This window comes from Catalinimonas locisalis (assembly GCF_038039535.1).
Taxonomy (GTDB): Bacteria; Bacteroidota; Bacteroidia; order Cytophagales; family Cyclobacteriaceae; genus Catalinimonas.
Genome location: NZ_JBBPHP010000023.1, coordinates 1 through 15,743, shown reverse-complemented (window position 1 = coordinate 15,743; position 15,743 = coordinate 1). Strand labels below are relative to the sequence as shown.

General features: G+C 40.5%; 10 protein-coding genes. 9 read left to right on the top strand and 1 reads right to left on the bottom strand.

What is annotated here, in order from left to right:
* Positions 1 to 104 precede the first annotated feature (104 nt).
* Positions 105 to 524 (top strand): STAS/SEC14 domain-containing protein, encoded by a 420-nt coding sequence (locus WJR50_RS22045; protein WP_341295492.1) that lies wholly within the window; start codon positions 105 to 107, stop codon positions 522 to 524.
* Between the two features lie 352 nt (positions 525 to 876).
* On the top strand, positions 877 to 3,309 hold the full coding sequence (locus WJR50_RS22040; protein WP_341295491.1) for a TonB-dependent receptor domain-containing protein: 2,433 nt from the start codon (positions 877 to 879) through the stop codon (positions 3,307 to 3,309).
* An 18-nt stretch (positions 3,310 to 3,327) separates the two neighbouring features.
* Here WJR50_RS22040 and WJR50_RS22035 read toward each other — a convergent pair whose 3' ends face one another.
* Positions 3,328 to 3,663, bottom strand: coding sequence for a cupin domain-containing protein (locus tag WJR50_RS22035; RefSeq protein ID WP_341295490.1), 336 nt, complete (start codon positions 3,661 to 3,663; stop codon positions 3,328 to 3,330).
* 744 nt (positions 3,664 to 4,407) lie between these two features.
* Here WJR50_RS22035 and WJR50_RS22030 point away from each other — a divergent pair.
* From WJR50_RS22030 to WJR50_RS22000, 7 genes are all read left to right on the top strand, one after another.
* Positions 4,408 to 4,995, top strand: a complete 588-nt coding sequence (locus tag WJR50_RS22030; RefSeq protein WP_341295489.1) for an RNA polymerase sigma factor — start codon at positions 4,408 to 4,410, stop codon at positions 4,993 to 4,995.
* Positions 4,996 to 5,130: 135 nt separating this feature from the next.
* A complete protein-coding gene (locus WJR50_RS22025) occupies positions 5,131 to 6,150 on the top strand; it encodes a FecR family protein (RefSeq protein WP_341295488.1) in 1,020 nt (339 codons plus the stop codon).
* A 69-nt stretch (positions 6,151 to 6,219) separates the two neighbouring features.
* On the top strand, positions 6,220 to 9,702 hold the full coding sequence (locus WJR50_RS22020; RefSeq protein WP_341295487.1) for a SusC/RagA family TonB-linked outer membrane protein: 3,483 nt from the start codon (positions 6,220 to 6,222) through the stop codon (positions 9,700 to 9,702).
* 100 nt (positions 9,703 to 9,802) lie between these two features.
* Entirely contained in the window at positions 9,803 to 11,398 is a 1,596-nt protein-coding gene (locus WJR50_RS22015) for a RagB/SusD family nutrient uptake outer membrane protein (RefSeq protein WP_341295486.1), read from the top strand.
* A 328-nt stretch (positions 11,399 to 11,726) separates the two neighbouring features.
* Positions 11,727 to 14,024, top strand: coding sequence for a GH92 family glycosyl hydrolase (locus WJR50_RS22010; RefSeq protein ID WP_341295485.1), 2,298 nt, complete (start codon positions 11,727 to 11,729; stop codon positions 14,022 to 14,024).
* Positions 14,025 to 14,725: 701 nt separating this feature from the next.
* Complete coding sequence (gene rbp / locus WJR50_RS22005) at positions 14,726 to 15,019, top strand: RNA-binding regulator (protein ID WP_341295484.1); 294 nt, start codon at positions 14,726 to 14,728, stop codon at positions 15,017 to 15,019.
* Between the two features lie 89 nt (positions 15,020 to 15,108).
* Entirely contained in the window at positions 15,109 to 15,696 is a 588-nt protein-coding gene (locus WJR50_RS22000) for an aminotransferase class V-fold PLP-dependent enzyme (protein ID WP_341295483.1), read from the top strand.
* Positions 15,697 to 15,743: the final 47 nt, after the last annotated feature.

Genomic DNA, 15,743 nt, shown 5'->3' with positions numbered 1-15,743 from the left:
CCTAACACCATAATTACTCAAAATCTTACCGGGGAAAGTAAAGATGTATTTTGTCAAAGTAATTCATATTTTGACTGCCTTACTTTGGCAGCAAAAAGAGTAAAATGGAATATTTTAAAAATGAATTTGCACAGATCAACTATCTGGAAGATGTAAAAACAATTGAACTGATCTGGAAACAGCGTACTAGTAGCCAGATGTATCGTGATATTTTTACTAAAGGGGTGGAAGCTTTAGAAAAACACAAAATTTCTAACTGGCTTTCTGATACTACTGACCAGGGACTGGTTTCACCGGAAGATAGAAAATGGTTAGAGTCTCAAATGATCCCTACTGCTGTACAAAAAGGATTGCGAAATATTGCAGTACTGGTTTCAAAAGATGTGTTCAAAAAATATTATGTGGACAGTGTTCGCAAACATGTTGAAAAGTCACACTTGAGTATGCAGTATTTTGATAAGCGGGAAGATGCAATACAATGGCTGAATGAAATCAACAATGCTAAGTATGCTCAATCAGCGTAATTAAAGGTTTTACCAACTACTCCTTCAAACCGATGTCCTCAGCACCAACAGATGCTGAGGATTTTTTTTGCTATTTTTCTCAGCATACTAATGAAGCATTTTTTAAAATTACACTACAGGCTTATTACTGTTACTTTTCCACTTAAGTAAGAAATGCGTTTGACAGTTAGCACTGCTGTATCGCAAATGATTCTCAGGGTTTTTAAAATGCTTCTTACTCATATTTTTTTGTCTACTGCCAAAGAGGTTTAATCTAATTTTTAGGATACTTAGGCTTAAAATCTACTTTTCTCAACATCATATGCTATTTTGCGTGGTAAAAGCAGACAACCTAAACCTACTCTTTATCAGTATGCAGACTTCAGCCGGGCAAGGACATATTTATCTTAAAGTCTTATTTCTTGTTCTCTTTTTTAGCAATGGATTGTTTTTTTCTACTCCGCTATGGGCCCAGGACCAAGGGACAAAAATAGCCATTCGGGGTAAAGTGGTGGACGCTGACACTCAGGAAGCTCTTCCTTATGCTACCGTAAGTCTGTTTCATTTGCAGGATAGCAGTCTGATTAGTGGAGGAATAACTGATCAAAATGGTGCTTTTAGCCTGGAAGCTAGTGCTGGTGATTATTATGCTACCGTCAATTTTATGGGTTATGCTGCTAAGCGCCTGAATGACCTCACCCTTAAAGCAGGCCAGGGGCCTATGAATCTGGGAGAAATACCCATAGAGGCGCAATCAACTGACCTAGAGGAAGTGATCGTAGAGGGAGAAAAAGATCTGGTTGAACTGGCCCTGGATAAGAAAGTGTTCAACGTAAGTCAGGACCCAATCAATGCCGGCCGAACCGCTGCCGATATTCTGGGTAACCTACCCTCAATTACGGTAGATGGGGAGGGGAACGTGAGTCTGAGAGGAAGCAATAATGTGCAAATTCTGATAGATGGTAAACCGTCTGGCTTATTGAGTTTTGATGGTGCTGAGGGGTTAAGACAACTACAGGGAGGTCTGGTTGATAATGTAGAGATCATTACTAATCCATCAGCACGCTATCAGGCAGAAGGGATGGCTGGCATTATCAATATTGTGCTCAAAAAAGAGCAGAGTGAAGGAATCAATGGTTCTTTTGATTTTACGGTAGGGCAGCCTGATAATTATGGTGCGGCGATTAATCTTAACTACCGTCGTGAAAACCTCAATTTCTTCATTAATTACGGCTTGATCTACCGTAATATTGAAAACCCCTACAACAGCCTCTATCAGGAAGTTTATACAGTAGACACTACTTTTATCACCCGGCAGAATAATATCAGTCGTCAGACTGTGCTGAACAATAATATACAGTTTGGTGCTGACTACTTTTTCAATGAGAATAATATTCTAACGACCTCTTTTACCTATCGCCATGCCAAGGGTACAAGAAATACGGAAATAGAATATATGGACTATTTTTTCACTAATGAAAACTTGCAATCCATTACCCGCAGGTATCAGGATGAAGATGAAATTGAGCCCAACCTGGAATATTCGCTCAACTACAAGCGGAATTTTGGCAAGGAGGACCATGAGCTTACCGCTATCTTAACGTATATAGACAATTGGGAGGATTCGGACCAGTTGTATACCCAGAAGTCTTTTTTGTCTGACAATACGCCCAGTGGTGAACCTGATGAGTTTCAGCAGTCTATAAATTACGAAACTGAAAAGCAACTCTTATTGCAGGCAGATTATGTTTATCCTTTTGGCGTAGAAGGCAAACTTGAAACCGGAATTCGAAATACACTTAGAGATATTACCAATGATTACCTGGTTACTGAGTTGCGTGATAATGAGTGGATACCGCTAGAAGGGCTGGACAATGATTTTTACTACGATGAAAATATCTATGCTGCTTACATGATCGTGGGCAACAAAACTAATAAAATAGGGTATCAGCTAGGATTGAGAGGGGAGTATACAGATTTGGCTACCGAATTGTTGCAAACAGATGAAGTCAACAAAAGAGACTATTTTAACCTCTTTCCATCAGCTCATTTTACCTATGATTTACCTAATGAGCACGCTTTACAACTTAGCTACAGCCGACGTCTTCACCGTCCTACCTACAATGACCTAACGCCTTTCGTCACTTTTTTTGATAACCGTAATTTTTTCAGTGGTAACCCTGACCTGAATCCTGAGTATACACATTCTATTGAGGCGGGGCATATTAAGTATTTTGAAACCGCGTCTATTAGCTCTGCAATTTATTACCGGCATACGGATGATAAGATACTGCGAATTCGTGAAGTAGATGAAGAAGGGAATTCTACTACCCGTCCCTTTAATTTGGTCATGGAAGATGCCTACGGGGCAGAATTTATTACTTCCTATCAGCCAATAGGCTGGTGGAAGATGGACCTGAATCTGAATTTTTATCGCTCCATCATAGACGGTACCAACCTGGACCAGTCTTTTGAAAGTGATACCTACACCTGGTTTGGTAGACTCAACTCTCGCTTTACCTTATGGGGCAATACTGATTTGCAATTACGAGCCAGCTACGAGGCTCCGCAGCAAACCCCTCAGGGAAGACAACTGGCGATTGCTTTTCTTGACCTTGCTATTACCCGAGATGTATTCAATAATAATGGTACACTGACGCTAAATGTTGTGGATGTATTCAGGAGCAATCGTGACCGAAGTATTACTGAAGGTGACATTTTCTATACCAGACGTAATTCACTGCGTAGCCCCCGTCAGATCAATCTTACACTTAATTATCGTCTCAATCAGAGTAAGAAGAATTGATAAGAATAGTATTTCTGATCAGTGAGAAGGAGATTCACCTCCCTCAGGGCCATAAAAAAACACCCAGGTGGAGAAGTCATCACTAAATTCAAAGAAGTGATGGGCTTTTCTGGCAGGAACAAAGAGGAAGTCACCGGGGGCAAAGTTGACAGTCTCATTTTCCAGCATAAATTTTCCACTGCCGGATATGATCACGTAGATTTCATCGCGCGTATGAGGTTTTTGTTGATCGGTTTGATCAGGTTTATAGATTTCAACAGAGAGGCTACCATGTTCAAAAAGTTTGGTAAATACCTGACCACTTTCGTGTAAAGAAGATATGGCCTCAAATGGTGATAGCTTGAATTTTTCCATAAAGCTTTGATTTAAAGAATTTTGCCTTAACAAAAATAGAAAAAGGACATGCGTCTATGAAAAGAATAGATTTTTTTATAGGGCTTCCGCACCAAATTTCGCAGATTAGCTATACAAGCAATAAACGCAGTTTTTGAATCTGCTTCTCAATAGAGACAAAAATTAAAATCTTTGTTTCTGAGCTAGAAAAGGTCAATCCCATATTTTGGTGCGGAAACCCTAATTTTTTTACTTCACTAAAGAAGGTAATAAGTATTTGAGTTTAATTGCATAATACATTTCCGGTTTGTGGAGACCGCCGAGGCCCAACAGCCCAATATCAGAAAATATGCCGCAGTATAGTTTGATTGATAAAAAGGAATCATAATGATAGACATGATTGTCAGGATAAGAATAAGAGTTAAAATAAGCCACCCTTTTTTTTATTGGAATTTTATCGCACATTAATATGTAGCAGTAAATTTTTTTGTAAATCAATTTTAACGAAGATTGATAAAGTAGTCTGTAAAATTATAGTCAGAAAAGAAATGAAAGATTAAAGCGAAATAAATACGAATGCCAATATTCTAACCTCTTTCTAAGGTTTACTGCTATATTTATTGTTTTGAATTATTGATAGATGCACAAAATACTTTTGTAAAAGTACTATTGATAAAAGAGTAAAATCAACTAAGTTTACTGCTAAAAATTTAGTAAATTATAGATAGTCGGCAGTATTTTATAGATTTAGGAAAATTTGTGAGAGTGGATAGAAAACATATACAGCAATATACTAATCAATCTTCTTCCAGTGATATGCGGCAGTTTGAAGAAGTATACCATCAGCATATTGATGCACTCCATAATTACGGTACGAAGTTTAATGCCAATCGCGAACTTGTAGAAGACTGTATCCAGGACCTCTTTGCTGACTTATGGGAAAAAAGGCAAGAACTGGATACCATACTTTCTCTCCGGTCTTATCTATTGGGTGGATTGCGCCGAAAACTACTGCGAAAGATTTACAGCGATCGCGAATATGTTTATGACACAGAGGAGTATAGCAGTTTTTTTGAGATGCACTTGCTAAAGGTAACAGAAGCCAATGAAACTTTAGCAGAAGAACAGGTACAGCAAATTACCACTGCCTTTGGCAAGCTCACAGAAAAGCAAAAAGAGGTAATCTATTTACGTTTTTACAATCAACTAAGCTTTCATGAAATTGCTGAGGTAATGTCTGTGCAAACCCGTACAGTGTATAAACTTGCTTATCGGGCTATTGACCTGCTGAAAGAGCAAATTTCTCCTTATTCACCCGCCTTGCAATTGCTGTTTTTATGGTTGATTTGTTAATGATTTTTATTAATCATTGCGTAATTTTTAACAATAAGTTCTTTTCGTTGATCATAATGTAAAAAATAAATTTTTTCGTCTTGTCATGGGGCACAATGGAGCATTGCTGTAACTACTTATTACAGCAACAGACTCATGAATAAAGAAAACTACGAAACTTACCAACTCAACGATTTCATCCTGGATGAAAGCTTCCAGGCCTGGGTTCAGGGAGGTAATGACCGATTCTGGGATCATTTTTTAGAGCTATATCCTGAAAAGAAAGATGTTTTTAATGAAGCTCTCCTGATGACAGGAGCGTTAAGTGTTCCCGAGAAGAAGCTTTCAGATACTGAAAAAGAAAATTGCCTGGCAGCAATCTACCTCAAGGTAGATCAGAGAGCCGATGAAGCCAAAGTTATAAAACCTAATTTCTTCACTGTCAGGTGGAAGTTTGCTGCTTCTTTCACTGCGCTAATGGTTTTGAGTGGGCTGCTCTACTATCTATTTATTGTCATGCCCTTTGATCACTATGAGACTGCCTATCAGGAAAATCAGACTTTTCAGCTGGCAGATGGTACTGAGGTCTTACTTAACGCAAATTCCAGTCTTAAAGTACAGCGAAACCTTCATAACAATGATGTAAGAGAGGTTTGGTTGGAAGGTGAAGCTTTTTTTAAGGTCAACAAACTCAAACTGGATGAGGAGGCTAGTACATTTATCGTACATACGCCAAACCTGGATGTGCAGGTTTTGGGAACACATTTTAATGTGAAAAGTCGTGATGGCAATACCCGAGTGATGTTGGAAGAAGGTTCGGTGAAAGTAGCCAATGTTAATACTCGTGAAAATTTGCTCATGGCCCCCGGTGAAGCTGTGGAGTTGAATGAGAAAGAAGGAAAGATCAGAAAGGAGTTGGCCAAAGAATCTAAAGAACTGGCCTGGCAGGATAACTTCTTCATTTTTGAAAATGAGAGCCTGGGCAAGATAGCCGAGGAAATCTATCAGTACTATGGTATTAAGATTGAGTTTGAAGAAGTTGAGATGCGCGATTACATTTTTACAGCCGAAGTTTCTCGCGAAAACCTGCCTCTACTGCAAACCTTGATTGAGGAAGCATTCCAGCTAAAAATTGAAAAGGAAGGAGAAGTGTTGATTGTAAAAAATAAGTATTAACAAAGGACCTATTTAAGCCTGCATAAAGATGTGGGCCACTACTATCATATTCTAATTAAATTATTTGTTATGAAACCCAAACTTACCAGAGTTACAGGGGCATTTTTAATGATGCTACATTTTTTTGCCCCGCCTTTAGTACAAGCCCAGGGTTGGGCATCGGCCACGGAAGTGAATGCAATAGATGTTGCTCCTTCTTATAAGTTGGCTGCAATGGACATGGTGGAAGGCAACCGAGATGCTGATGATGATCAGCAAAACAATCCGGTTTCCTTGGATAGCTTTTTATCTAAATTGGAAAAAGAATATGCAATCAGCTTTGCCTACGATGGTAATCTGGTGAAGGACAAACAGGTAAATTTAAACAGCGAGAATGAAGAGAACCTGGAAAAGGTGCTGGATGATGCTTTGACTCCGCTTAAACTGAAATATAAAAGGGTTAGCGACAAACATTATATCATTCAAAAGGCACAGGAACAGAATATCAATAGGATTGAGACCAAGTCTGACGTAGTAGAGAAGCCGAAAGCTCCCGCTTTTCTGACTTCCATGAATGCTAATATTGCACCTATCATGATGCAACAGACTATCAGTGGTGTAGTTACCGACGGTGAAACCGGAGATCCGCTTCCCGGTGTAAGCATTCTTGCTCAGGGCACTACTACGGGTACAGTCACCAATATGAATGGTGAATACCGACTAAGTGTAGCCGATGATGTGACTACGCTGGTTTTTTCTTCTATCGGTTATACAACAGAAGAAGTTGCTATTAACAACCGTACTACTATCAACCTGGAATTGATGCCAGACATCCAATCACTCAGTGAAGTAGTGGTAGTGGGTTATGGTACTCAGAAAAAGTCTGATGTAACTGGTGCGATAGGAATGGTAAGCTCTGAAGAGTTGCTTAAAGCTCCGGTTAATAATGCTTTACAAGGACTACAGGGAAAGGTAGCTGGTGTGAATGTTTTCCTGAACTCAGGCTCACCTACCAGCAGCCCTCGCGTACTTATCCGTGGTTTAGGAACCATCAATGCTAATTCTTCTCCGCTTTACGTAGTAGATGGAGTTGTTATGGAAGATATTCAGTTCCTAAATCCTAATGATATCCAGAGCATGGAAGTATTAAAAGATGCTTCTGCCACTGCGATCTACGGTTCAAGAGGTGCCAATGGAGTGATCTTGGTTACTACCAAAAGAGGAGCAAATACCGAAGGCTTGATCGTAGGTTATGATGGCTATGTCAGTGTAGGTACATTAAGAAAGAAAATGGACCTGCTGAATGCTGAAGAATGGCTGGATGTGGTAAGAATCGGTATGGAAAATACCCCTAAATATCGTCCTGATAGCAATCCGGTTTTCACTACCAATGATCCTGATCTTTTTGATGAGAACGGAAATCCGTTATACGATACGGATTGGCAGGAAGAAGCTACGCGTACTGCAGTTTCGCACAACCATCAGTTTTCTATCCGTCAGAAAAGCGAAAAGTCTTCATACGGTGCTTTCCTGAACTACTCTCGTATGGAGGGTACCATGCTGAACAATTACCTGGATCGTGTATATGGTAAAATTGCTTACGAAGGAAAACCTAAAGATTGGTTTACGTTCGGTTTCAACCTCTTGGCAAACTACACCAAAGAAAACGAATTTGACGAAGGTGGTGGATACCAGATGCCACGCCGTACCATGATTGAGATGCCTCCTATCTTCCCGGTAAGATTTCCTGACGGCACCTACAGTAATAGCCAGATGATTTCTGATCCTTACAACCTGGAGGCAATGGCTAATCCGGTTCATGTGCTGGAAACACAGGATAGAATCAGAAAGCGTACTCAGCTATTTGGAAACACATATTTCGTATTCCATATCGCGGATGGACTTGACCTCAGAACTCAATTTGGTTTTGACAAGCACGACAGATTGTTCCAAAACTATAGCCCTACAGATCTGATCAATATTTCTGATCCATTAGGTACAGCTAATCAGGCCAATGAAAGAGTAATGTACTGGCAGGAAGAGACTTTCCTTAATTATAACAAAGACTTTGGACAACACCGTATCAATGGGGTGCTGGGTCTCAGCTGGCAGCAGCGTATAGAAGAAGGTTTTGGCATCACTACTCGCGGTTTTGCTGACGACTTCTTCAGGTACTATAATATGGGAGCGGCCAGTCAGCCCGATGCTCCTACTTCTTACTATGACGAATGGACATTGAATTCTTACTTCTTAAGAGGTGGCTATACCTATGCAGATAAGTACATGCTGACACTAACGGGTAGAATAGACGGTTCTTCTCGTTTTGGACAAAACAACAAGTACGGTTTCTTCCCTTCAGTAGGGGTAGGCTGGATGCTTTCTGAAGAATCCTTCCTGGAAAATTTAGACTTTATCAGTCAGTTAAAACTGAGATCTAGCTACGGTATCACCGGTAATACTGAGATTCCTATTTACCAGTCACTGGCTACAGTTTCTTCAGGAACAGTATTACTCAACGGACAGCGTGCTACATCAAGTGTGGTAAACAGACTTTCAAATCCTAATCTGGAATGGGAAAAAACTGAACAGTTTGACATCGGTTTCAACTTGTCAATGTTTAACTACAAAGTTTCACTGGAGTTTGACTACTACTATAAGCTTACTACTGATTTGTTGCTCAACAGACCTTTACCTCAGACTACCGGATTTGCTTCTGTATTTGATAATATAGGATCTGTATCTAACCGTGGTATAGAAGTAATGCTGAATACCACCAATTTTGAGAACAATCAGTTTAGCTGGAATACCACGCTCAACTTTAACTACAACCAGAACCGCATTGAAAAGCTGGGTGAAAATGATGAGGATATCTTCCCTGGTCCTAACTGGGTATCTGGTAGCCAGACCATCCTGAGAGTTGGTGAGCCATTGAGCTCTTTCTGGGGATACGAAAGATTAGGCACCTGGAACCTTGATGAGGCTGATGAGGCTGAAGCTGTAGGTGCTGTTCCCGGTGAAGCCAAGCGTTCTGCTGAGCAGAAAATCATTGGAAATGGTTTGCCAAAATGGACAGGTAGCTTCATAAACAACTTCAGATACGGCAACTTTGACTTCACAGTAGATCTTCAGTTTGTATACGATGTTGATATCCTTCAGCAGTTCTATCACTCTACTGAAGACCGTTCAGGAATTGCCAACGGTCTGAGAACAATCCTTACCGAAGGATGGACTCCTGAAAACCAGAATACTATGGTACAGGAAATCAGAAATCAGGCTTATGCTGGTCAGAACAGCCAGGTGGATAGCCGCTGGGTAGCAGATGGTTCTTACCTGAGAGGAAACCTGATTACACTCGGTTACAACTTTGATAATGCCATGATGGAGCGATTAAATATTGGAAACATGAGAGTATACGCCAGCGTTCAGAATGCCTTTGTAATCAGTTCTGATGATTTCCAGGGACTTGATCCTGAGGCTACATCTTGGGGAGGTAATCAATGGGGACAGAACATGTTCTTTTTCCAGTACCCTCGTCCCAGAACTTATACTGTGGGCGTAAACTTTCAGTTCTAATCAACACAATGAACAGGCATGAAATGAGCATAGATGAAGCAATGGATTATGAAAGGAAAATGCTCATTTCATGTGGCTTCAATAAATAAATTACAGACACATGAAATATATATCTAAAGTATTCATGCTAATGATCGCGGGGACGCTTTTCTATTCCTGCGACGATTTTCTGGAGGAAGTTCCCAGAGATGAGATAAGCTTAAACCAGTTTTTCACTGAACCTGCACACGCTGAAAATGCGGTGAATGCATTGTACCGGGTAGGTGCTCCTCAAATGTACTCTACCGGAGGAGTATATTCCGGTAAACGAGGAATGTACGGACCATATTTATCAGGCTTCTTTGATAATGAGTATAAAGGACAGGAGCCTTATATCCAGTTTGCTCAGCAGCTTACATTGAACGGAACCAACATAGACGGTTTTTCAAATGGTATATGGTCAGACCTATACCTGGCTATTGCCAGAGCAAATAATGCGATCAAGTATATCCCCGAAACTCCCGGCTTATCTGATAGCGATGCAAACAGGCTGATGGCAGAAGCTCGTTTCTTTCGTGCTTTCGCTTACTTTTACCTGGTACGCTTTTACGGTGAAGTACCTTTGATAGTAGAGCCTTACGAAGCTATTGAAGACATCTACGTACCTGGCAGCCCTATTGCTGACGTTTATGACCTGATCGTAAGTGATTTGGAGTTTGCTGTAAATGAAGGTGGACTTTCAGAGGCAGCCATGGTGAACAATGCTTTCCGGGTAACTCAGGGAGCAGCGGCGACTTTACTCTCAGAAGTTTATCTTACCATGAGTGGATATCCATTGCAGGAAGATCATTACGCCGATGCCGCTGAAATGGCGCGTATGGTCATCAATAGCGGAACATATTCACTGGTACAAAATGATATGGTAGAGGGAGAAATTGACTTTGAAAACTCTGCTTATAACAAGATCAGACGAGAAGAAGCTTTGGCTGAAGAATACATCTACCTCGTTGAATATCTGGTAGGTATTGAGACCTCTACTTATCCTCAGTGGTCTTATCCGGTAGCTTATGCCAGCGATGTAGAGTATGCCATCACCAACGGTGCTTACCAGCCCGTGGATGAATTCATGTGGGGCTATGATCAGGAGAATGACTTACGTGCTCAGAACAAGCAGTATTTCCATACAACTTTTACGCACGGAGATGGATCAACTTCAACTTTCCCTCCCACACCCTATATCTGGCACGATGATGAGGCGCTTTTCCAAACTGCTACTTCCGGAAAAGATGCCAGAGCATTGAGTTATTCTGAAGTACTGCTAACAGCGGCTGAGTCAATTGCCCTTTCGGAGGGTGTAAATGCCGAAGCAATTGATTACCTGGCTCAGGTGAGAAGCAGAGCTTACTGGAAGCAGGATATCAGTGAGATCAGAGATGAATTGACCGGTCTTTCAGTTGATGAGTTTGTAGAAGAAGTATGGGAAGAGCGTTATCGCGAACTGGTTTTTGACTTCAAATTGTGGTTTGACATGATCAGAACCAGAACTTATCCTGAGACAGCCCAAGAAGCTAATGGTGAAATTGAATTTGCGCCATTAGTAGGACACGAAAATACCTGGGGTCAGACCTATGAGGAGAAGCATATGTTATTGCCTATTCCTCAGAGAGAGCTGCAAAGAAATCCTCAGCTTGAACAAAACGAAGGATACACTGAATAAGCACATACCACTTTATGTTAGATACCGTCATCCTGATCAGGGTGGCGGTATTTTGTTTACTGTACCAAGCTGTTAGGTTTTTGGGTTTTTATCAATCTTGTAGAAAACAGTAGGCTTACCATCTTCCATAAGTAGTTCAAAAATTTCATACCCAGTCGTTCTGCTACATTATGTGAGGCTATAGGTGGCTCATTCATGCCACTTAATTTAATAGGATCAAACTAAAGTGTACCGTGTCCTTAATTTAGACCTTAATGATCTGAAAAGATACTTTCAGCGTATTTGATTAATGAATGACAAAGCGCTTAATCTTCAAATATAAACACGCATGAAATACATCCTCAAATTTTCTACATACACTGCTTTTCTGTTTACAATTCTATGTCTGTTTACTGCAGCGCAGGCGCAGCAGAGTGAACAGCCGCTTGATTATGTCAATACTTTGATGGGTACTGATTCTGAATTTAAGCTTTCCAATGGCAATACCTATCCGGCAGTTGCCCTGCCCTGGGGGATGAACTTCTGGACACCACAAACCAGTGATATGGGGGATGGCTGGGGCTATAAATATGACGATTACCAGATCAGAGGAATTAAGCAGACGCATCAGCCCAGTCCCTGGATCAATGATTATGCCGCCTTTGCATTAATGGCCATGACCGGGCAGCCTATTTTTGATGAAGAGGAGAGAGGAAGTTGGTTTTCTCACAAAGCTGAAGTCGCCAAGCCTCACTACTACAGTATTTATCTGGCTGACTATGACGTGATGGTAGAAGTAACTCCTACTGAAAGAGCAGCAGTATTCCGCTTTACTTTTCCTGAAAGCGATACTTCTTACATCTTGCTGGATGCTTTTAATAAAGGTTCAAAAGTGAATATTGATAAAGCAGGAAGAAAGATTACCGGCTACTGCAGAAATAATTCGGGAGGTGTGCCTGATAATTTTCATAATTATTTTGTAGCGGAGTTTAGCAAAGACTTTGATTTCACACACACCTGGGAAGATAGTGTAATGCAGGAAAACAGTACTTCTGCGGAAGGAAATCATACCGGAGGTTTTGTTGGCTTTTCTACCACCAAAGGTGAAGTAGTCACCGTGAAAGTAGCTTCTTCATTCATCAGTCCTGAACAAGCAGCACTGAATCTTGATCGCGAAGTTGGAGATGCTGACTTTGATACCATATTGAGCAGGGCAGAGGATCGCTGGAACAATGAACTGAGCAGGATAGAAGTAGAAGGAGGTACTAGAGAACAGAAAGCTACTTTTTACTCTTGCCTGTATCGGATTTTATTGTTCCCCCGCAAGTTTTACGAGTTCAATTCACAGGATGAGATGGTGCATTATAGCCCCTATAATGGAGAAGTGCTTCCGGGATACATGTTCACGGATAATGGCTTCTGGGATACCTTTCGTGCAGTATTTCCTTTCTTTACCCTTATGTACCCTGAGTTCAACAGCCAAGTGATGCGGGGCCTGGTCAACACCTACCAAGAGAGCGGCTGGCTTCCTGAGTGGGCAAGCCCCGGCCACCGAGGTAGTATGATTGGCTCTAACTCTGCTGTGAATATCGCTGACTCCTATCTGAAAGGTATTCGCGGTTATGATATTGAGACTTTGTACGAAGCCATGATCAAGAATACCAAAAGTGTAGGACCTATTCATTCAGTAGGCCGCTATGGCGCTGATTACTACAATGAGTTAGGCTATGTACCCTATGATGTAGGTATCAATGAAAATGCCGCCCGTACTCTTGAGTATGCTTTTGCTGATTTTAACATCGCTGAACTGGCTAAAGCTTTGGGTAAACCCAAAAAAGAGATAGGGTTATACGAAAAAAGGGCCCAAAACTACCACAAGCTTTTTGATGAGGAAACCGGGTTGATGCGGGGTAAAAATGAAGATGGCACTTTCCAGCAGCCTTTTAATCCCTTTAAATGGGGTGACGCATTTACTGAAGGAAACAGCTGGCACTATAGCTGGTCGGTCTTTCAGGACATTGAAGGCCTGAGTCAACTGATGGGAGGTCATGATGCTCTTGTGAAAAAGCTGGATTCTGTCTTTACCCTTCCCCCAATTTTTGATGATTCATATTATGGCTTTCCGATTCACGAAATTCGTGAAATGCAGATTGTCAATATGGGGCAGTATGCACATGGCAACCAGCCCATCCAGCATATGGTGTATCTTTATAACTATGCAGGGCAGCCCTGGAAAACCCAGTACCATGTGCGTAACATAATGAATAAGTTGTATACTCCACATCCTGATGGTTACTGTGGCGATGAGGATAATGGACAAACCTCAGCCTGGTATGTATTTTCAGCTATGGGATTCTATCCGGTTACACCTGGTACACAGCAATATGTCTTGGGAAGTCCTATATTTGAGAAAGTCACTTTGCACTTGCCCAATGGCAAAACGTTCATGATTGATGCTGAGGGTAATGAAATGGATACGCCCTACATTGAGGAGGCTAGCCTAAATGGACAAATTTATACGCATAACTATATAGAACATGAGAAGATTCTGAAAGGCGGTACACTTGAGCTGGAGATGAGTGAGCAGCCAGCTAAAGATAGAGGTACAGATGCGGAAGACTTTCCCTTTTCTATGAAGAAACCTTAAAAGTAAAACAATGTATTAAAGGAGCCCTTGGGTTCCTTTTTTTACGATTTCGAACGAACAGACTTTACTAATATTGCCAGGATAATCTGAAAGATAAACCCCAACTGTAATTTTATCAGCTTAAAATATTTACTTTCAAGAATTAAATTATGAGCAGTCTTAAACGTCAAATTGTCAGCTACTTGAATCAATAAATCCTTGATTTTACAGAACTGTTGATAAGGCGATAATAAAAAAAATGATATTTGTAAATTGAAATCACTGAAAACGATTGCACAACCAACACCCAAGGGCTTAAAGCTTTCAAAAAATGTGATATCAAAAACCAAGTGCTTGAACAATAGCTCAGCACATTTTTTTGCCATTCATCACCTTACCGGATAAAGGTAGTACCATTATAATTTAAGGGGTAAAGGTGTTTGTGGCTTTACCTATTTTCTGATTCATTCAGGTAAAAATATAAAAAATGAAATGTATTTTAATTTGACTTTATATCCATATATGAGATTTTATAGAGATTGAGCGGTATTTGACATGTAAAAAATATCATAAAAATATTTGACTTACTTGATAAAAGTCTGAGAAAAAGACTTACATTTGTTTTAGCCAGGACTTATGGCTGTGTTGTGTATGATCAAATCAGATTTTATTCACCCTCTGTACTTCCTGTCTAATAGTGCTTATTTATTAATTTCAGTATCATGAACATTTATGTAGCGAACCTAAACTATAAGGTTCAAGACGAAAATCTAAGAGAATTATTTGAAGAGTACGGTGAGGTATCTTCTGCCAAAGTTATCAGTGACCGCGAAACTGGTCAATCAAGAGGTTTTGGCTTTGTAGAAATGCCTGACGAAAACGATGCGCTTACTGCTATTGAGGAACTTGACGGAGCAGAAGTTCAGGGAAGAGCTATCAAAGTAAACAAAGCTCGTCCTAAGACTGAAGGAGGAAACGGCGGTGGTGGTCGTAGATTTAGCAATCAACGTTATTAATTCACTATAGATCATCGCATCAGAAGCAGGCCATTTGGCCTGCTTTTTTTATGTGCCTTAATATCTTTTTTGCAGAAGTTTTTTGAATAATGACAAACTGGTCATCCATTAAAGAGCAATATCCTGCCACCCAAAAATATACTTATTTAAATACTCCAAGCTGCGGATTAATTTCCAAAGCAACTGCTGAATGCGCGCAGCAATATTATCAAATTTTTTTACAGCACGGAGGGCAGGAACGGCGTGATTGGTATTGCAAGATAATAAGCCTGAAAGAAAAGCTCGCCGAATTTATCAATGCAGCTCATGATGAAATTGCACTGGTTACCAGTTTTTCGGTAGGCATGAATTACGTTGTTCAAATGCTTACTTCTCTGGATAGGGTGCTGCTACTTGATCATGATTATCCTTCATTGTGCTTACCCTGGCAGTTACACGAATATAAACTATACTATCAGGGTTGGGAGAAAGATGGAAGCCTCAATTTGGAAAAGACAGCTGCTATGATCAGAAAGGAAAAGATCAAGGTGGTAGCAGTGAGTCATGTACAGTATCAGACAGGTTATTGCCTGGATATCAAAGCTTTAGGAAGGATATGCAGAGAGAATGGGCCCCTGTTGCTTGTAGATGCCACTCAGTCACTAGGTGCTATTCCCCACATCAAGAAACTCGATTAATTTCTTGAGCTAACGATACGCACATAATCATTCTTGAATTATCTTGT

What these genes read in the sequence shown, in the direction of transcription:
- WJR50_RS22025 (WP_341295488.1), top strand. Translation starts at nt 5,131, where the DNA reads ATGAATAAAGAAAACTACGAAACTTACCAACTCAACGATTTCATCCTG.
- WJR50_RS22020 (WP_341295487.1), top strand. Translation starts at nt 6,220, where the DNA reads ATGAAACCCAAACTTACCAGAGTTACAGGGGCATTTTTAATGATGCTA.
- WJR50_RS22040 (WP_341295491.1), top strand. Translation starts at nt 877, where the DNA reads ATGCAGACTTCAGCCGGGCAAGGACATATTTATCTTAAAGTCTTATTT.
- WJR50_RS22045 (WP_341295492.1), top strand. Translation starts at nt 105, where the DNA reads ATGGAATATTTTAAAAATGAATTTGCACAGATCAACTATCTGGAAGAT.
- WJR50_RS22015 (WP_341295486.1), top strand. Translation starts at nt 9,803, where the DNA reads ATGAAATATATATCTAAAGTATTCATGCTAATGATCGCGGGGACGCTT.
- WJR50_RS22035 (WP_341295490.1), bottom strand. Translation starts at nt 3,663, where the DNA reads ATGGAAAAATTCAAGCTATCACCATTTGAGGCCATATCTTCTTTACAC.
- rbp (WP_341295484.1), top strand. Translation starts at nt 14,726, where the DNA reads ATGAACATTTATGTAGCGAACCTAAACTATAAGGTTCAAGACGAAAAT.
- WJR50_RS22010 (WP_341295485.1), top strand. Translation starts at nt 11,727, where the DNA reads ATGAAATACATCCTCAAATTTTCTACATACACTGCTTTTCTGTTTACA.
- WJR50_RS22000 (WP_341295483.1), top strand. Translation starts at nt 15,109, where the DNA reads ATGACAAACTGGTCATCCATTAAAGAGCAATATCCTGCCACCCAAAAA.